Annotated in this window: 16 protein-coding genes; all 16 read right to left on the bottom strand. The window is 66.8% G+C overall.

Annotated features, from left to right (window positions below; all coding sequences use genetic code 11):
• Window positions 1-47: 47 nt before the first annotated feature.
• The 16 genes from VL15_RS33660 to mraZ all read right to left on the bottom strand — a co-directional run bounded on the left by VL15_RS33660 (window position 48) and on the right by mraZ (window position 18,121).
• Complete coding sequence (locus VL15_RS33660) at window positions 48-554, bottom strand: peroxiredoxin (protein WP_048251128.1); 507 nt, start codon at window positions 552-554, stop codon at window positions 48-50.
• Between the two features lie 188 nt (window positions 555-742).
• Window positions 743-1,939, bottom strand: a complete 1,197-nt coding sequence (ftsZ, locus tag VL15_RS33655) for a cell division protein FtsZ (RefSeq protein ID WP_021159911.1) — start codon at window positions 1,937-1,939, stop codon at window positions 743-745.
• Window positions 1,940-2,050: 111 nt separating this feature from the next.
• Complete coding sequence (gene ftsA / locus VL15_RS33650) at window positions 2,051-3,283, bottom strand: cell division protein FtsA (protein WP_034182640.1); 1,233 nt, start codon at window positions 3,281-3,283, stop codon at window positions 2,051-2,053.
• A gap of 26 nt (window positions 3,284-3,309) precedes the next feature.
• Window positions 3,310-4,062 (bottom strand): cell division protein FtsQ/DivIB, encoded by a 753-nt coding sequence (locus VL15_RS33645; RefSeq protein WP_048251127.1) that lies wholly within the window; start codon window positions 4,060-4,062, stop codon window positions 3,310-3,312.
• Window positions 4,063-4,081: 19 nt separating this feature from the next.
• Complete coding sequence (locus VL15_RS33640) at window positions 4,082-5,023, bottom strand: D-alanine--D-alanine ligase (RefSeq protein WP_048251126.1); 942 nt, start codon at window positions 5,021-5,023, stop codon at window positions 4,082-4,084.
• A gap of 1 nt (window position 5,024) precedes the next feature.
• Entirely contained in the window at window positions 5,025-6,422 is a 1,398-nt protein-coding gene (murC, locus tag VL15_RS33635) for a UDP-N-acetylmuramate--L-alanine ligase (protein ID WP_048251125.1), read from the bottom strand.
• 79 nt (window positions 6,423-6,501) lie between these two features.
• The gene (murG, locus tag VL15_RS33630; RefSeq protein WP_048251124.1) at window positions 6,502-7,605 is read right to left on the bottom strand and encodes an undecaprenyldiphospho-muramoylpentapeptide beta-N-acetylglucosaminyltransferase; all 1,104 of its coding nucleotides are present in this window, start codon (window positions 7,603-7,605) and stop codon (window positions 6,502-6,504) included.
• Entirely contained in the window at window positions 7,602-8,885 is a 1,284-nt protein-coding gene (gene ftsW, locus VL15_RS33625; RefSeq protein ID WP_048251123.1) for a putative lipid II flippase FtsW, read from the bottom strand. Before ftsW ends, murG begins: the two co-directional genes overlap by 4 nt.
• Window positions 8,882-10,393, bottom strand: coding sequence for a UDP-N-acetylmuramoyl-L-alanine--D-glutamate ligase (murD, locus tag VL15_RS33620; RefSeq protein ID WP_048251122.1), 1,512 nt, complete (start codon window positions 10,391-10,393; stop codon window positions 8,882-8,884). The genes ftsW and murD overlap by 4 nt, the downstream gene beginning before the upstream one ends.
• Window positions 10,394-10,421: 28 nt before the next feature.
• Window positions 10,422-11,591: a phospho-N-acetylmuramoyl-pentapeptide-transferase gene (gene mraY / locus VL15_RS33615; RefSeq protein ID WP_006477019.1), complete on the bottom strand. Its 1,170-nt coding sequence runs from the start codon at window positions 11,589-11,591 to the stop codon at window positions 10,422-10,424.
• Between the two features lie 16 nt (window positions 11,592-11,607).
• Complete coding sequence (locus VL15_RS33610) at window positions 11,608-13,014, bottom strand: UDP-N-acetylmuramoyl-tripeptide--D-alanyl-D-alanine ligase (protein WP_048251121.1); 1,407 nt, start codon at window positions 13,012-13,014, stop codon at window positions 11,608-11,610.
• The gene (locus VL15_RS33605; protein ID WP_048251120.1) at window positions 13,011-14,549 is read right to left on the bottom strand and encodes a UDP-N-acetylmuramoyl-L-alanyl-D-glutamate--2,6-diaminopimelate ligase; all 1,539 of its coding nucleotides are present in this window, start codon (window positions 14,547-14,549) and stop codon (window positions 13,011-13,013) included. Before VL15_RS33605 ends, VL15_RS33610 begins: the two co-directional genes overlap by 4 nt.
• The gene (locus tag VL15_RS33600; protein WP_048251119.1) at window positions 14,546-16,393 is read right to left on the bottom strand and encodes a peptidoglycan D,D-transpeptidase FtsI family protein; all 1,848 of its coding nucleotides are present in this window, start codon (window positions 16,391-16,393) and stop codon (window positions 14,546-14,548) included. The genes VL15_RS33605 and VL15_RS33600 overlap by 4 nt, the downstream gene beginning before the upstream one ends.
• A complete protein-coding gene (gene ftsL / locus VL15_RS33595; protein ID WP_048251118.1) occupies window positions 16,390-16,731 on the bottom strand; it encodes a cell division protein FtsL in 342 nt (113 codons plus the stop codon). Before ftsL ends, VL15_RS33600 begins: the two co-directional genes overlap by 4 nt.
• Window positions 16,728-17,669, bottom strand: a complete 942-nt coding sequence (gene rsmH / locus VL15_RS33590; RefSeq protein WP_048251117.1) for a 16S rRNA (cytosine(1402)-N(4))-methyltransferase RsmH — start codon at window positions 17,667-17,669, stop codon at window positions 16,728-16,730. The genes ftsL and rsmH overlap by 4 nt, the downstream gene beginning before the upstream one ends.
• 23 nt (window positions 17,670-17,692) lie before the next feature.
• A complete protein-coding gene (mraZ, locus tag VL15_RS33585) occupies window positions 17,693-18,121 on the bottom strand; it encodes a division/cell wall cluster transcriptional repressor MraZ (protein ID WP_006487094.1) in 429 nt (142 codons plus the stop codon).
• Between the last annotated feature and the right edge of the window lie 330 nt (window positions 18,122-18,451).

Genomic DNA, 18,451 nt, shown 5'->3' with positions numbered 1-18,451 from the left:
TGAGGCCGGTGAGCAGCGTTGCCGGCAGGCAACGGCGCACCGCACGATCAGGACGTCAACGTCGCGAGAACACTCGCCGCATCGCTCACTTCGAATTTGCCCGGCGCCTCGACGGCCAGCGTCTTGACCACACCGCCGTCAATCACCATCGCGTAGCGCAGGGAACGAATTCCCATGCCACGCGCGGACAAATCCTGCGTCAGCCCCAGCGCATGAGTGAAAGCCGCGCTGCCGTCCGCCATCATGCGCACCTTGCCCGCGGTGTGCAGATCACGTCCCCATGCGCCCATCACGAATGCGTCGTTGACGGACACGCACCAGATCTCGTCGATACCCGCCGAGCGCAGTTGCTCGGCGTGCTCGACATAGCCCGGCACATGCTGCGCCGAGCAGGTCGGTGTGAAAGCGCCCGGCAATCCGAAGATCACCACCCGCTTTCCCGCGACCTGGTCGCGCACGCTGTAGGCGTTCGGCCCCAGCGTGCACCCTTCGCGCGCGTCGTCGATGAACTCGAACAATTGCGCGTCGGGCAGCGCGTCGCCCACTTGAATCATGGCTGGTCCCTCATAGCGATACGGTTTTTCAGCGTGTTGCGGACAGCACGGCCCATCCCGCCCCGCCGAAGCGAAGAGGGCACGTTTCCCGGCCCGGCGTCGTATCCGACGCGGCCTGTCGTGGTCCGTAGCATCCGTCACGCCGGCGATACCGCGGCGATTTCGCCGCGGCTTCGCCTGTGTTTGCGTCAGTCAGCCTGCTTGCGCAGGAAAGCCGGAATGTCGTAGGTGTCGACACCCTTCTCCTGCAGCGCCTGCACGTGCGATGCCGCGGTTTCGCGCGAATTGCGCCACACCGCCGGCGTATCGAGCGCGCCGTAGTCGGCCGTGCTGACGTGATGCGCCGGTGCATAACCGTGCGAGACCGCGCTGACCGGCTGGTTGTCCGTACCCGTGCGCAGCAACGTCATCGGTGCCGACTGCTGCTTCTTCGCCGCACGGCCCAGACCCGTCGCCACGACCGTCACGCGCAGCGCATCGCCCATCGCGTCGTCGTACACCGCACCGAAGATCACCGTGGCATCTTCCGCCGCGTAGCTCTTGATCGTGTTCATCACTTCGCGCGTTTCCGACAGGCGCAGCGAACGGCTCGACGTGATGTTGACCAGCACGCCGCGCGCACCCGACAGATCGACGCCTTCGAGCAGCGGGCTCGCCACGGCCTGTTCCGCCGCGAGGCGCGCGCGATCGACGCCGGCGACCGTCGCCGTGCCCATCATCGCCTTGCCCTGCTCGCCCATCACCGTCTTCACGTCTTCGAAGTCGACGTTCACGAGGCCATCGACATTGATGATTTCAGCGATGCCTGCGACCGCGTTGTTCAACACGTCGTCCGCACACTGGAAGCACTTGTCCATCTCGGCGTCGTCGCCCATCACGTCGAACAGCTTGTCGTTCAGCACGACGATCAGCGAGTCGACGTGATCCTCCAGTTGCTGCGAACCTGCTTCGGCGACGCGCATGCGCTTGCCACCTTCGAACTCGAACGGCTTGCTGACGACACCAACCGTCAGAATGCCCATCTCCTTCGCGATCTGCGCGACCACCGGTGCCGCGCCCGTGCCCGTACCGCCGCCCATGCCGGCCGTAATGAACACCATGTGCGCACCGCGCAGTGCGTCGGCGATGCGCTCACGCGCTTCTTCCGCTGCCGCACGGCCCATTTCCGGCTTCGCACCGGCGCCGAGGCCCGTGTTGCCAAGCTGGATCACCGACGATGCGCGCGAACGCGACAGCGCCTGGGCGTCCGTGTTCATCACGATGAAGTCGACGCCCTGCACGCCGCGGTTGATCATGTGCTGTACGGCATTGCCGCCAGCGCCGCCAACGCCCACCACCTTGATGATGGTGCCGTTGGTTTCGGTTTCCAGCATTTCGAATTCCATGTTGCCTCCGTCAAGAGAATTACTGCTACTCGGCCGTTATTCGGCAGGAGATCGGGCAACCCCCTGTCGCGCGCCAGCCGCCGGCACCGGCGCGAATTTCGATTCGGTTCGTCAGAAGTTGCTCAGGAACCATTCCTTCATCCGCGAGAACACCTGCCCCGCGTTGCCGGACTGCACGGCGACCTTGCGGCCGCGCATGCGCTGAGCGCTGCCTTCGACGAGCAACCCCATCGCCGTCGAGTAGCGCGGATTGCGCACGACGTCGGAAAGGCCGCCTGCATACTCCGGCGCGCCGATGCGCACCGGTTTCAGGAAAATGTCTTCGCCGAGCTCGACCATGCCCGGCATCATCGCGGCACCGCCGGTAATGACCACGCCGGAGCTCAGCAGTTCTTCGTAACCCGATTCGCGCACGACCTGCTGCACGAGCGAGAACAGTTCCTCGACGCGCGGCTCGATCACGGCCGCGAGCGCCTGGCGCGACAGCGTGCGCGGGCCGCGTTCGCCGAGGCCCGGCACTTCGACCATCTCGTCCGGATCGGCGAGCGCCTGCTTCGCGATCCCGTAGCCGACCTTGATGTCTTCCGCATCCGGCGTCGGCGTACGCAGCGCCATTGCGATGTCGCTCGTGATCTGGTCGCCGGCGATCGGAATCACCGCGGTGTGGCGGATCGCGCCTTCGGCGAAGATCGCGATGTCCGTCGTGCCGCCGCCGACGTCGACGAGCACCACGCCGAGATCCTTCTCGTCTTCCGTCAGCACGGCCAGCGACGACGCGAGCGGCTGCAGGATCAGGTCGTTCACTTCGAGCCCGCAGCGGCGCACGCACTTGACGATGTTCTGCGCGGCGCTCACCGCGCCCGTCACGATGTGCACCTTCACCTCGAGGCGGATGCCGCTCATCCCGATCGGCTCGCGCACGTCTTCCTGGCCGTCGATGATGAATTCCTGCGTGAGGATGTGCAGCACCTGCTGGTCGGTCGGGATGTTGATCGCCTTCGCGGTCTCGATCACGCGCGCCACATCGGTCTGCGTGACTTCCTTGTCCTTGATCGCGACCATCCCGCTCGAGTTGAAGCTGCGGATGTGGCTGCCCGCGATCCCCGTGAACACGTTGGTGATCTTGCAGTCGGCCATCAGCTCGGCTTCCTCGAGCGCGCGCTGGATCGACTGCACGGTGGCCTCGATATTGACCACCACGCCTTTCTTCAGACCCTTCGACTCGCTCTGGCCGAGACCGATCACCTCGTAGTGGCCTTCGCCCTTCAGCTCGGCGACGATGGCCACCACCTTCGACGTGCCGATGTCGAGGGAAACCAGCAGATCCTTGTAGTCTTTGCTCATAAAGTGCTCTTGCGTGTGATCTCTCGTTACTTCTTGCGCTTGTCGGTATCGGTCAGGAACCGCATGCCTGCCGCACGAATTGCGAATCCGTTCGGATAACGCAGGTCCGCGTACTCGATGTCGTTGCCCCAACGCTCCGTGACGGCCGGCCATGCGGCGACAAGGCGCTGGCTCCGGTCATGCAGCGTGTCGCTGTTGCGTTCCTTGCCCAGCTCCACCTGCATGCCGTTCGACAGCTTCACCGTCCACGCGTACCGCGCCGACAGCGTCACTTCTTCCGGCGCCGCCTTCAGCGGCGCAAACCATTTCCCGAAGTCGCGATACCGCGTAACGACTTCCTTCGCACTGCCCTCCGGGCCGTCGAACGCCGGCAGTTCCTGATCCAGCTCGCCCTGGTTCGCGGTGAACAGCTCGCCGTCGACGCTCACGAGCTGGTCGCTGCCCCAGGTCCCGAGCGGTTTGTACTCCTCGAGCGTGACAGCCAGCGCATTCGGCCACACCCGGCGCACGCTCGCATGGCGCACCCAGGGCATCTGCTCGAACGCGGCGCGCGCCGTGTCGAGATCGACGGTAAAGAAATTGCCCTTCAGCCGGCCGACCACGCCCGCGCGCACCGTCGGCGTGTTGATGTGCTCGGTGTCGCCGTCGATCCGGATTTCGCGCAGCGCGAACGTCGGGCGCTGGATCAGCCAGTAGCAGCCGGCCGCCGCCAACACGAGCAGCAGCAGCGCGTACAGCGCGCTGGCGGCAAGGTTGAGTTGGCGAACGTTGTTCCACATACGTCGTTCCGTTCCTGCGTCAGTCGTTGAGCGTGAGCGACAGCACCTTCACGACCAGCTCCGAATAGCTGATGCCGACCGCACGCGCGGCCTTCGGCGGCAGCGAGTGGTCGGTCATCCCGGGGGCCGTGTTCACTTCCAGGAAATACGCATTGCCGGCCGCGTCGAGCATGAAATCCGCGCGGCCCCAGTCGGTGCAGCCGAGCACGTCGAACGCGCGGCGCGCGATGCGCTTCAGTTCCGCTTCCTGTTCGGCCGGCAGGCCGCACGGGATCAGGTACTGCGTATCGTCGGCGACGTACTTCGCGTGGTAGTCGTAGAACTCGCCCGCCGGCACGATCTTGATCAACGGCAGGTCGAGATCGCCGGCGATGCACGCGGTGTATTCGCCGCCGCCCTCGATGCTCTTCTCGACGATCACGATCTTGTCGTGCGTCGCGGCTTCCTCGAGCGCGGCCGGCAGCGCGTCGGCCGTCTTCACCTTCAGCACCGCGACACTCGAGCCTTCGCTCGCCGGCTTCACGAACAGCGGCAGGCCGAGCTTCGCGACGATTTCCGGCGCGCGCGCCGCGAGGTCGTCGCCGCGCATCACCGTCTCGAACGGCGGCGTCGGCACGCCCGTCTGCTGCCATACGAGCTTCGTGCGGAACTTGTCGAGACCGAGCGCCGACCCGAGCACGCCGCTGCCCGTGTAGCGGATCCCGTAGAAATCGAGTGCGCCCTGGATCTGGCCGTTCTCGCCGTAGCCGCCGTGCAGCGCGTTGAATGCGCGCACGAAGCCCTCGTCCTTCAGCGCCGACAGCGGCCGCTCGGCCGGGTCGAACGGATGCGCATCGACGCCCGCGTCACGCAGGCCCTGCAGCACGAGGCGGCCCGAGGTGAGCGACACCTCGCGCTCGGCGGATTCGCCGCCGAACAACACCGCCACCTTGCCGAAACGTTTCGGATCGATCCCGCTCATGTCATCCCTTCTGTTGCGTGTGTTGGACGACCTTCGCCGGCACGCCGCCGATCGAACCCGCGCCCATCGTGATCACCACGTCGCCGTTCTGCGCGACCTTCGCCAATGCGTCCGGCACGTCGTCGACCGTCGCGACGAACACCGGGTCAACCTTCCCCACCGCGCGCAGCGCGCGCGACAGCGCGTCGCCGTTGGCCGTCGAGATCGCGGCCTCGCCGGCCGCGTAGACCTCCGTCAGCACCAGCGCATCGACCGTCGACAGCACGTTGACGAAATCGTCGAAGCAGTCGCGCGTGCGCGTGTAGCGGTGCGGCTGGAACGCCAGCACGAGGCGGCGGCCCGGGAACGCGCCGCGCGCGGCCGCGATCGTCGCGGCCATCTCGACCGGGTGATGCCCGTAATCGTCGATCAGCGTGTACTGGCCGCCGTCCGCGGTCGGCACATCGCCGTAACGCTGGAAGCGCCGGCCGACGCCGTTGAATTCCGCCAGCGCCTGCTGGATTGCTTCGTCCGCCACGTCGAGGTCGGTCGCGATCGCGATCGCCGCGAGCGCGTTCTGCACGTTGTGCAGGCCCGGCATGTTCAGCACGACCGCGAGCGGGGCACGCCCTTCGCGGATCACCGTGAAATACATCCGGCCGTCGCGCGCGTCGATGTCTTCCGCGCGCACCTGCGCGTCGGGCGACAGGCCGTAGCGCACCACCGTCTTCGAGATGAACGGAATGATCTGGCGCACGTTCGGATCGTCGACGCACACGACCGCGCTGCCGTAGAACGGCAGGCGCTGCGTGAATTCGATGAACGCCTGCTTGAGCCGCGCGAAATCGTGGCCGTAGGTGTCCATGTGGTCGGCGTCGATGTTCGTGATGACTTCGATCACCGGATACAGGTTCAGGAACGACGCGTCCGACTCGTCGGCCTCGGCGACGATGAAATCGCCCGTGCCGAGCCGCGCATTCGCGCCGGCGCTGATCAGCCGCCCGCCGATCACGAAGGTCGGATCGAGGCCACCCGCGGCGAGTACGCTCGCGACGAGGCTCGTCGTCGTGGTCTTGCCGTGCGTACCGGCAATCGCGATCCCTTGTTTCAGGCGCATCAGTTCCGCGAGCATCACCGCGCGCTGCACGATCGGTACGCGCTTGTGGCGCGCGGCCAGCACTTCCGGGTTGTCCGAGCGCACGGCCGTCGACACGACGACCGCGTTCGCGCCCTCGATGTTCGCCGCGTCGTGGCCGATCGCGATCCGTGCGCCGAGCGCCTGGAGACGATCGGTCACCGCGTTGCGCGACAGGTCCGAGCCGCTGACCTCGTAGCCGAGATTGACGAGCACTTCGGCGATGCCGCTCATGCCCGCGCCGCCGATCCCGACGAAATGAATGTGTTTGACGATGTGTTTCATGTCAGCCTCCGCCGGGCCGCCCCAAGGAGGCTGACCGCCCCCTCGGGGGGCAGCGAACGAAGTGAGCGTGGGGGTTGTTTCATTTAAGTTCTTCCAGGTTCGCGCCGGCCGCCTTCGCGCACACGCGCGCCACTTCTTCGGTGGCCTCGGGCTTCGCCAACGCGCGCGAACGTTCCGCCATTTCCGCGAGCGATGCCCGCGACTGGCCGCGCAGCCAGTCGGCAAGCAGTTCCGCCGACAGGTCGCGTTGTTGCACCAGCACGGCCGCGCCCGCATCGGCGAGGAACGCGGCATTGGTCGTCTGGTGATCGTCGACCGCGTACGGGAACGGCACGAACAGCGCCGCCACGCCCACCGCCGCGATCTCCGACACCGTCATCGCGCCCGACCGGCAGATCACGAGATCCGCCGCCGCATACGCGGCCGCCATGTCGTCGATGAACGGCACGAGCCGTGCGTCTTCGCCGGCCGCGAAACCGGCCGCTTCATAATTCGCCTTCAAAGCGTCGATGTGCTTCGCGCCGGCCTGGTGCACGATGCGCGGGCGTTCGCCCGGCGCCAGCATCGCCAGCGCGCGCGGCACGACTTCGTTCAATGCGGCCGCACCGAGGCTGCCGCCGACGACCAGCACGTTCAGCGGGCCGCTGCGCGATGCATAGCGTGCTTTGGGCGGTTCCGTGCGCGCAAGTTCCACACGAATCGGATTGCCGGTCCATTCCGCGTGCGGCAGCGCGCCGGGGAACGCAACGAGCACGCGTTTCGCGAGTTTCGCGAGCACCTTGTTCGTCAGGCCCGCGATCGAATTCTGTTCATGCAGCACGAGCGGGCGCCCCGACAGCGCGGTCATCACGCCCGCCGGGAACGTGATGTAGCCGCCCATCCCGAGCACGACGTCCGGCCGCACGCGGCGCAACGCGCCGAGGCTCTGCCAGCACGCGCGCAGCAGGTTGAGCGGCAGCGTCAGCTTGGTCTTCAGGCCCTTGCCGCGCAGCCCGCCGAATCGCACGTACTCCATCGGAATGCCGTGCTTCGGCACGAGCGTCGCTTCCATCCCGGCCGGATTGCCGAGCCACACGACGCGCCAGCCCGCCGCTTCCATCCGGTGCGCGACCGCGAGCCCCGGGAACACGTGGCCCCCGGTGCCGCCTGCCATCACCATCAGCGTGCGTCGCGACGCGGTCATACCTTCCCTCCGCGCATCAACACCCGGTTCTCGTAATCAACCCGCAGCAGCACCGCGAGCGCGACGCAGTTCAGCAGGATGCCGGAGCCGCCGTAGCTCACCAGCGGCAGCGTCAGGCCCTTTGTCGGCAGCAGCCCGAGGTTCACGCCCATGTTGATGAACGTTTGCGCGCCGAACCAGATGCCGATGCCCTTCGCCATCAGGCCCGCGAACGTGCGATCGAGCGCGAGCGCCTGGCGGCCGATCTCGAACGCGCGGCGCACGATCCAGTAGAACAGCAGGATCACGACCAGCACGCCGACGAAGCCGAGTTCCTCGCCGATCACGGCGAGGATGAAGTCGGTATGCGCTTCCGGCAGGTAGTTCAGCTTCTCGACGCTGCCGCCGAGGCCCACGCCGAACCATTCGCCGCGGCCGAACGCGATCAGCGAGTGCGTGAGCTGGTAGGCCTTGCCCTGCGCGTAGCGCTCATCCCACGGATCGAGATACGCGAAGATCCGCTCGCGACGCCACGGCGACAGCCATACCAGCATCGTGAACGTGCCGACCGCCGTCGCGACGAGGCCGCCGAACAGCTTGCCGTTCACGCCGCCCAGGAACAGCACGCCCATCGCGATCGCGGCCACCACCATGAATGCGCCCATGTCCGGCTCGAGCAGCAGCAGCGCGCCGACCAGGCCGACCGCGAACGCCATCGGCAGGAAGCCTTTCGCGAAGCTCTGCATGTATTCCTGCTTGCGCACCGTGTAGTTCGCCGCGTAGATCGTCACGGCGAGCTTCATGATTTCCGACGGCTGCATGTTGGTGATGCCGAGCGGAATCCAGCGGCGCGCGCCGTTCACGCCCTTGCCGACGTGCGGGATCAGCACGATCACGAGGCTGACGAGCGCGATCAGGAAGAGATGCGGCGCGTACTTGTCCCACGTCGACACCGGCACGCGGAACGCGACCACCGCCGCGATGAACGCGACGACGAGCGACACGCAGTGACGCATCAGGAACGCGTAATCGTGATACGACGCGTATTTCGGCGAATCGGGCATCGCGATCGACGCCGAATACACCATCACGACGCCGAGCCCGAGCAGCGCGATCGCCACCCACAGCAGCGAATAGTCGAAGTCGAGCATCCGCGAACGGCTCGGGCGCACGCCGTTGACGACGCTCGCGAGGCCGCCCGTCGCGGCGCGCGTGGCCGACGAGACGCGGCCGCCCGCTGCATTGCCACCGGCATCGCGCCGGTCGTTGAAACGGGAGACGATGCGATCGGACCAGCTCATGGCGTCGCTCCTTTGTCGATGGCGATTTCGTCGACCGCCGCGCGGAATACATCCGCGCGATGGGCGTAGTTCCTGAACATGTCGAGGCTCGCGCACGCGGGCGACAGCAGCACCGCGTCGCCCGGCTCCGCCAGATCGGCCGCCGCGTGCACCGCGCCTTCAAGCGTCGCGTGGTCGGCGAGCGGCACGCCCGTTTCGGCGAGCGTGTCGCGGATCGCCGGCGCATCGCGGCCGATCAGCATCACCGCGCGGCACCAGCGTGCGACCGGCGCGACCAGCGGCGCGAAATCCTGCCCCTTGCCGTCACCGCCCGCGATCAGCACGATCTTCTGCGCGAGCCCGTCGAGCGCGGCAACCGTCGCGCCGACGTTCGTTCCCTTGCTGTCGTCGACGTAGTCCACGTCGTCGATCGTCGCGATCACTTCGACGCGATGCGCTTCGCCGCGGTATTCGCGCAGCGCGTGCAGCAGCGGCGCGGCCGGCAGGTCGATCGCACGCGCGAGCGCGAATGCGGCCAGCGCATTTGCCGCGTTGTGCAGCCCGCGAATCCGCAGCGCGTCGGCCGGCATCAGGCGCTTCTGCCCGATGTCGGGCGTATGCGCGGCGTCGCGCTTGCGCCGGCGGGTCGTCGCCGCTTCATCCGGCGCGTCGCGATCGACGGCTTCCACCAGCCATGCGATGCCGTTGTCGCGGGACAGCCCGTAGTCGCCGTCCTGCACCGGTTCGTTCAGGCCGAACGTGACCGTGCGCGGCGCGTCGGCCGCACCCGCGGCCGGCGCGAACTTCATTACGGCGGCATCGTCGCGGTTCAGCACGCGCGCCGTCGTCGCGCCGAAGATCCGGCCCTTTGCCTTCGCGTATGCGTCGAAGCTGCCGTGCCAGTCGAGGTGGTCCTGCGTGATGTTGAGGATCGCGGCCGCATCGGGCGCGAACGTGCGTGCGGTCTCGAGCTGGAAGCTCGACAGTTCGAGCACCCACACGTCGGGCAGCGCCGTTTCGTCGATCGCGCCCGCGAGCCGGTCCAGCATCGCGGGGCTGATGTTGCCCGCGACCGCGACCTTCTTGCCCGCGCGCTGGCACAGCAGGCCCGTGAGGCTCGTCGTCGTGGTCTTGCCGTTGGTGCCCGTGATCGCGAGCACCTTCGGCTGGTAGCCGCTCGTGCCGAGCGCGCGCAACGCCTGCGCGAAGAATTCCAGTTCGCCCCACACCGCGATCCCGCGCTCGTTCGCGGCCGCGACCAGCGCCGCGAGCGCCGGCTCGAGCGGCGACAACCCGGGGCTCAGCCCGACGATCTCGACACCGCCGTCGAGCAGCGCGGGCGCGAACGCCCCGCCGACGAATTCCGCATCGATGCCTTCGGCCTGCAGCGCGGCAAGGTTGGGCGGCGCCTCGCGGGTATCGGCAATCCGCAGCCGGCACCCGTGCCTCGCGCACCATCGCGCGATCGCGAGACCCGATTCCCCGAGCCCCAGTACGAGCACCATCGGCCGTTGCCGATCTCCAAACATCTCGCCAGACATCCTTGTTACCTTTCCTTTACCGCAGCTTGAGGGTGGTCAGACCGAACAGGCACAGCATCAGCGTGATGATCCAGAAACGCACCACCACCTGCGTTTCCTTCCAGCCGGACAATTCGAAATGGTGATGCAGCGGCGCCATCTTCAGCAGACGTCGCCCTTCGCCGTAACGCTTTTTCGTGTACTTGAACCACGAAACCTGCAGCATCACCGACAGCGTCTCCGCGACGAAGATGCCGCCCATGATGAACAGCACGATTTCCTGGCGCACGATCACCGCGACCGTGCCGAGCGCGCCGCCGAGCGCCAGCGCGCCGACGTCGCCCATGAACACCTGCGCGGGGTGCGTGTTGTACCAGAGGAACGCGAGCCCTGCCCCGCCCATCGCCGAACAGAAGATCAGCAGTTCGCCCGCGCCCGGGATGTGCGGGAACAGCAGGTATTTTGAATACACCGCACTGCCCATCACGTACGCGAACACACCCAGCGACGCGCCGACCAGCACCACCGGCATGATCACGAGGCCGTCGAGGCCATCGGTCAGGTTCACCGCGTTGCTCGCGCCGACGATCACGAAGTAGGTCAGCACGATGAAGCCCCATACGCCGAGCGGGTAGCTGATCGACTTCAGGAACGGCAGCATCAGGTCGGCGCGTGCCGGCAGCCCCATCGACAGGCCGCTGCGCACCCACGCCATGAACAGGTCGAACACGCGCACGTTGTTCGCCTCGGACACGCTGAAGGCGAGGTAGACGGCCGCGAACAGCCCGATCACCGACTGCCAGAAATACTTCTCGCGCGACGACATCCCGCGCGGGTCCTTGTGGACGACCTTGCGGTAGTCGTCGACCCAGCCGATCACGCCGAAACCGAACGTGACGAGCATCACGATCCAGATGAAACGGTTCGTCAGGTCGCCCCACAGCAGCGTCGCGACCGCGATGCCGATCAGGATCAGCACGCCGCCCATCGTCGGCGTGCCCGACTTGACGAGGTGCGTCTGCGGACCGTCCTTGCGAACAGCCTGCCCGACCTTCATTTGCGTCAGCTTGCGGATCACCCACGGTCCGCACACGAGCCCGATCCCGAGCGCGGTGATGGTGGCCATCACCGCCCGGAACGTGAGGTACGTGAACAAGCGCAAAAAGCTTGCGTCACCTTGCAGCCATTGCGCCAGCGCCAGCAGCATGCTTCCTTCCTTCTACTCAGTGTGCAGCGGGCGCCGTGCCCGCCGCGGGTTGGTTCGTCAGCGCGTCGACCACGCGCTCCATCTTCATGTACCGCGAACCCTTCACGAGCACCGTCGCCTGCGCGCCGTAACCCGCCGCGAGCAGCGCCGCCACGAGCGAATCGACTTCGCCGAAATGGCGGGCCGCGTCGCCGTATGCCGTGCACGCATCGCGCGATGCGTCGCCGAGCGCGAACAGCGCGTCGATCCCGCGCTCGCGCGCATACGCGCCGATCTCGCGATGGAACGCCGGCCCTTCGTCGCCGACCTCGCCCATGTCGCCGATCACCAGCACGCGCGGCGCCGGTTGCGCGGCGAGCACGTCGATCGCGGCACGCATCGAATCGGGATTCGCGTTGTACGTGTCGTCGACGACCGTCGCGCCCGCAAGACTGCCGGCGCTCGCCTGCTTCACCTGCAGCCGGCCCTTGACCGGCTCGAACGATTCGAGGCCCTGCCTGATCGCCGACAGCGCAACGCCGGCGCCCAGCGCCGCGGCCGTCGCGGCCAGCGCGTTGCGCGCGTTATGCTCGCCGAGCGCACGCAGCCGCACCGTGACGGTACCGGCCGGCGTGTCGATCGCGAGCTCACCGCCGTGAAGGCGGCCCGTGACTTGCGCGTCGTTCTGCCGTTCGGCATCGTGCAGCGCGAAATCGAGGATCCGGTTGCCGGTCGCCGCGACGCGCCAGATGCCCGCGTACGCATCATCGGCCGGGAACACCGCGACGCCATCGGGCGGCAGCGCGTGGATCACGGCCGCGTGTTCGAGTGCGACCGCTTCGACCGTCGCCATGAATTCCTGGTGCTCGCGCTGCGCGTTGTTGACGAGCGCGACCGTCGGCGCCGTGAGACGCGCGAGTGTTTCAGTCTCGCCCGGGTGATTCATGCCGAGTTCGATCACCGCGAGACGATGCGCAGCCGACAGGCGCAGCAGCGTCAGCGGCAGGCCGACGTCGTTGTTCAGGTTGCCGGCCGTCGCGAGCCGCGCGTCGGCGCCGACCGCCGCCGCGAAGATCGACGCGATCATTTCCTTGACGGTCGTCTTGCCGTTACTGCCCGTCACCGCGACGAGCGGCAGCGGGAATCGTTTGCGCCAGCCGTGCGCGAGCGCGCCGAGCGCGGCACGCGTTTCGCCGCCCTCGATCGCCGACATCGCGACGCCCTCCGGCAGGTGCGCGACGAGCGCCGCGGCAGCGCCGCGCGCGGCGACATCGCCGAGGAAGTCGTGCGCATCGAAGCGCTCGCCTTTCAGTGCGACGAACAGGTCGCCCGGGCCGACCGTGCGGCTGTCCGTCGACACGCGGTCGAACGTGACGCCCGTATCGCCGTGGACGGTTGCGCCGGGAATCAGGCGAGCGGCTTCGCCGAGACTGAGCATCGTCATTCGCCGCCTCCCTTGCCATGCGTCGCACGCGCCGCAAGCGCGAGCCGTGCGTGATCCTGGTCGGAGAACGTGCGCTTCTTGCCCATGATTTCCTGCGTTGCCTCGTGGCCCTTGCCGGCCAGCACGACGACATCCTCGCGTGCGGCGCCGCGCACGGCCTGCAGGATCGCGCTCGCGCGATCCTCGATCCGGCGTGCGTGATCGGGCGCGGTCATGCCCGCGACGATCTGGTCGATGATGCGCTGCGGATCTTCGCTGCGCGGGTTGTCGCTCGTGACGACGGTTTCGTCGGCAAGCCGTTCCGCGATCGCGCCCATCAGCGGCCGCTTCGTCGCATCGCGATCGCCGCCGCAGCCGAACATGCAGACGAGCCGGCCGCCGCGCGCCGCGGTGATCGGACGCAGCGCGTCGAGCGTCTTTTCGAGCGCGTCGGGCGTGTGCGCGTAATCGATCACGACGAGCGGTTCGTCGTTCTGCAGCCGGCCGCCGAGCCGCTGCATCCGGCCGTTGACCGACTCGAGCCGCGCGATCTCGGCGATCGCCGCGTCGAACGGCACATCGGCCGCGAGCAGCGAGCCGAGCACCGCGAGCAGGTTGCTGACGTTGAACGTGCCGAGCGTGCCGACTTCGACGTCGGCGTCGCCCCACGACGAACGCAGGCGGAATGCCGTGCCGGTCGCGGTGGCGCGCACGTCGAGCGCGACCAGTTCGCGATCGGCGTCGGGCGCCTGCGCGTCGCCGATCCCGTACGCGATGGTGCGCACGCGACCGGCCAGCTTCTCGAGCAGGCGCCGGCCAGCCGCGTCGTCGCGGTTGACGACCGCAGTGCGCAGGCCGCGCCATGCGAACAGCTTCGCCTTCGCAGCCTCGTATGCGTCGAACGTGCCGTGATAGTCGAGGTGATCCTGCGTGAGGTTCGTAAACACCGCGATGTCGAATGCCGTCCCGTTCACGCGCCCCTGATGCAGCGCGTGCGACGACACCTCCATCGCCACGGCCTTCGCGCCCGCGTCGCGCAACTGCGCGAGACTGCGCTGCAGTTGCGGCGCGTCGGGGGTCGTGAAGCCCGTCGGCACGAGTTGGCCGGGCATCCCGCTGCCGAGCGTGCCGATCACCGCGCACGGCTGGTGCAGCGCCGTCAGCGCGGTGGCGATCCATTGCGTGCACGAAGTCTTGCCGTTCGTGCCGGTTACGCCCACCGCGAGCAGGCTGTCGCTCGGATCGCCGTACCAGCCGCTGGCGATCTCGCCGGCGAGCTGGTCGAGCGCCGGCACCGCGAGCGCGACGGGCACGGCCGGCGCGGCGGCCAGCCCTTCCGGTTGATACAGCACGGCAACCGCACCGCGTGCGACGGCGTCGGCGATGAACGCGCGGTTATCCGCCCCGTCGACCGCATACGCAAGAAACACGTCGCCGGCCTTGAGGCTGCGCGTGTCGGCATGCAGTTGCGCTGCGGGGGTCACATGCTGACGCAGCCACGCAAGCGCGGCTGCGATCTGCTGATGCGCCGGATGGGAACTGCGGGCGGCGCTCATCGAACAACTCCTGGTGAATTACGCGTCGTGCTGGACACGATCATATGCTTCGCACCGCCACCTGCGGCCAGCTTTTGCGGCCCCGATGCGGCGGGTGCTGCCGGCGCATCGTCAGACACGACAAGCTGCTTGATCGGCATGTTCGGCGGCACGTTCAGCGCACGCATCGTATCGCCGGCGATCGCCGAGAATACGGGGCCCGACACCGCGCCACCGAAGTGGCTGCCGGCGGTCGGCTCGTCGACCGACACGGCGATGACGACGCGCGGATTCGGCATCGGCGCCATTCCGACGAACGATGCGCGGTACTTGCGCGTGTAGCCATGGCCTTCATGCTTGTACGCGGTACCGCTCTTGCCGCCGACGCGATAGCCCGGCACGGCCGCGTCCGGCGACGTACCGCCCGGCGAGACCACCGTCTCGAGCATCGCGCGCACTTCGCGCGCGGTGGTCGGGTTGAACACCTGCGTGCCCGTCACCTGCTGATTGGGGTCGGTCTTGAAAATGGTCACGGGCATCAACTCGCCGTCATGCGCGATCGCCGTGTACGCACGGGCGAGCTGGAACAGCGACACCGACAGGCCATAGCCGTACGACATCGTCGCCTGCTCGATGCGGCGCCAGCTCTTCCACGGCCGCAGGCGGCCGGCCACCGCGCCCGGGAAGCCGACCTTCGGCGCCTGGCCGAGGCCGATGCTCGTATACATATTCCACATTTCCTCGGGCCGCATCGTCATCGCGATCTTCGTCGCGCCGATGTTGCTCGATTTCTGGATCACGCCTCCGACCGTCAGCGTGCCGAAGCCCGCGTCGTCGGTGATCGGCGCGCCGTCGAGCACGAAATGCCCGTTGCCCGTCTCGACGAGCGTGTTCGGCGTCACGCGATGCAGATCGAGCGCGAGCGACACCGTGAACGGCTTCATGATCGAACCCGGTTCGAACACGTCGGTCATGATCCGGTTGCGCAACTGCTCGCCCGTCATGCGCGAGCGGTCGTTCGGGTTGTACGTCGGGTAGTTGACGAGCGCGAGCACTTCGCCGGTACGCACGTCGACGACCATCGCCGCACCGGCCTTCGCCTTGAACTTGTCGACGGCGGCCTTCAGGTTCGCGTACGCGATGTACTGGATCTTGCTGTCGATCGACAGGTCGACGTCGGTTCCGTTGTGGGGCGGGATCTGTTCGGCGACGTCCTCGACGATGTGCCCCATCCGGTCCTTGATCACGCGACGCACGCCCGACGTGCCGGACAGCATCTTCTGGTCGCCCAGCTCGACGCCCTCCTGCCCTTCGTCCTCGACGTTCGTGAAGCCGATCAGGTGAGCGGTGATCTCGCCTTCCGGATAGAAGCGCTTGTATTCGTTGCGCTGGTAGACGCCCGGAATGTCGAGTGCGGCGACCTTGTCCGCGACGTCGATCGGCACCTGGCGCTTCACGTAGACGAAACCCTTGTCTTCCGACAGCTTCACGCGCAGTTCCTTCGGCGTCATGCCGAGGAGCTTGCCGAGCTGGTTGACCTTGTCGGCGTCGAGATCGTCCGGCACGGCGTCGGGAATCGCCCAGATCGCACGCACGGGCAGGCTCGTCGCGAGCACGAGCCCGTTACGGTCGAGGATCTTGCCGCGCGTCGCGGGCAGCTCGATCGTGCGCTGGTAGCGGCTCTCGCCCTGCTTCTGGTAGAACGCGTTGCCGGGCCCCTGGATCCAGAACGCCCGCGCGGCCAGCGCGACGAACGCCATGAACAGCATGAACACGACGAACTTCGAGCGCCACATCGGCAAATGCACGCCCAGCACGGGGCTCGACGAGAATTTCACGTTCTGGCGCTTCGGGGACGGCTTCATTGCGCGCCTCCCTTGCCCTTGCCGGTCGTATCGGCCGAAGCCGGGATCGGCGCGTCGATCGCCTTCGCGGCGCCCGGCGCCAGCGTCAGGTATTGCGTGCGGCCGGTCGTGATCGCCTGCATCTTCAGCGAATCGTTCGCGAGCTGCTCGATGCGCGACGTCTTGGACAGCGCGCTCTGCTGATATTGAAGCTGCGCGTAGTCCTGCTGGAGCTGATGCTCCTGCGACTGCGCGCGCTGCAACTGGATGAAGATCTGGCGCTGCTGGTTCGTCGAGTTGACGACCGACAGCGCGCAACCCATCACGATGATCAGCAGGAAGATGTTGAAGCGGCTCATGGCGTGACGCGCTCCGCAATGCGCATCACGGCGGACCGGGCGCGCGGATTCGCGGCGACTTCCGCTTCACTCGGAAACTGGCGGCTGATGATCTTGAGCGGCGGACTCGGGAGGTCGACGGCACGGATCGGCAGGCGACGATCGACCGCAGGCGCACTCGCGTGCGCCTGCATGAATCGCTTGACGATCCGGTCCTCGAGTGAATGAAAGCTGATGACCACCAGCCGCCCCCCTTGCTCCAGCAACGACAGTGCCGCGTCTAGTACGACTTGCAGGTCCGCAAGCTCTTGATTGACGTGAATCCGTATAGCCTGAAAGGTGCGGGTTGCCGGATCCTTGCCCTTCTCACGGGTTTTGACGACGTGACCCACGATTTGGGCAAGCTCGCCCGTGGTGTCGAGAGGCCCAAGACGGTCGGACTCTGCCCGGCGAGCAACAAGCGCCTTTGCAATCTGAAAAGCAAACCGTTCTTCCCCATAATCTCGTATCACCTCCGTCAATTCCTGCACCGAAACCCGCGCGAGCCATTCGGCCGCCGACTCGCCGCGCGTCGGATCCATTCGCATGTCCAGCGGACCATCGGCGCGGAAGCTGAAGCCGCGCGCCGGATCGTCCACCTGCGGCGAGGACACGCCCAGGTCAAGCAACACACCCGACACCTTCTCGACGCCGCGCGCCGCAAGCGCGTCGCGCATCGATGCAAAGCTGTCATGCACGATCGAGAAGCGCGCATCCTCGATGCCCTGCGCCGTCTCGATCGCTCTCGGATCCTTGTCGAACGCGATCAGCCGCCCGTCCGCCGCCAGCCGCGCAAGCACCGCACGGCTATGGCCGCCGCGCCCGAACGTGCCGTCGACATAAATGCCGTCCGGGCGCGTCACGAGCGACTCGACCGCCTCGTCCAACAGCACTGTCCGATGCTGCAATTCGTTTCCCATCGCGGGCGTCTCCGTCACCGCAATCAGAACGTGAAATTCTTCAGCGCGTCGGGCATGCCCTGCGCCATCGCTGCCTGCTCCTTCGCGTTGTAGGTCTGCGAATCCCACAGCTCGAAGTGACTACCCATTCCCAACAACATGACTTCCTTTTCCAGTCCGGCCGCCATACGCAGCTCGGGCGATACAAGAATCCGGCCCGCGCTGTCGAGATCGACGTCCATCGCATTGCCGAGAAAAATCCGCCGCCACCAGTGCGCGTCCATCGGCAACGCGGCGATCTTGGCGCGGAACACTTCCCATTCGGGGCGCGGAAACAGCAACAGGCAGCCGTCCGGGTGCTTGGTCACAGTCACCCGTCCTTCTGCCTGTCCTTGCAGCGCTTCGCGATAGCGAGCCGGCACCGACATCCGCCCTTTCGCATCGAGCGTCAGCGCCGACGCCCCTTGGAACACTTTCCGCTCTCCCGTTCAGGGCACCGAAGCACCCGCTCAATGCTGAGAATTTAGCCGGAACAGCCTGCTAAATCACACAAAAATACACTTTCTCACACTGTCTCCCACTTTAGAGGAAGGGTGTGGCACGGTCAAGGGAGCGGCCCGCTTTTTTGACGAATTTTGTTAGTTAGAACAAGGACTTACGCGCACATGCTCATGCGACCCCTCATACCAAAAACCGTTATAAATGAATGAGCTAGTGCAACTTGTGAAGGTGATACGTGAGAAAGATGGGCCAGACACGCGTGAGGACGGGGCTTTCGGGGGCGGGAAAACGAGGAGTAAGCG

It is taken from the genome of Burkholderia cepacia, from assembly GCF_001039005.1.
Classification (GTDB): Bacteria; Pseudomonadota; Gammaproteobacteria; order Burkholderiales; family Burkholderiaceae; genus Burkholderia; species Burkholderia theae.
This window is presented reverse-complemented; position numbering and strand designations above follow the sequence as displayed.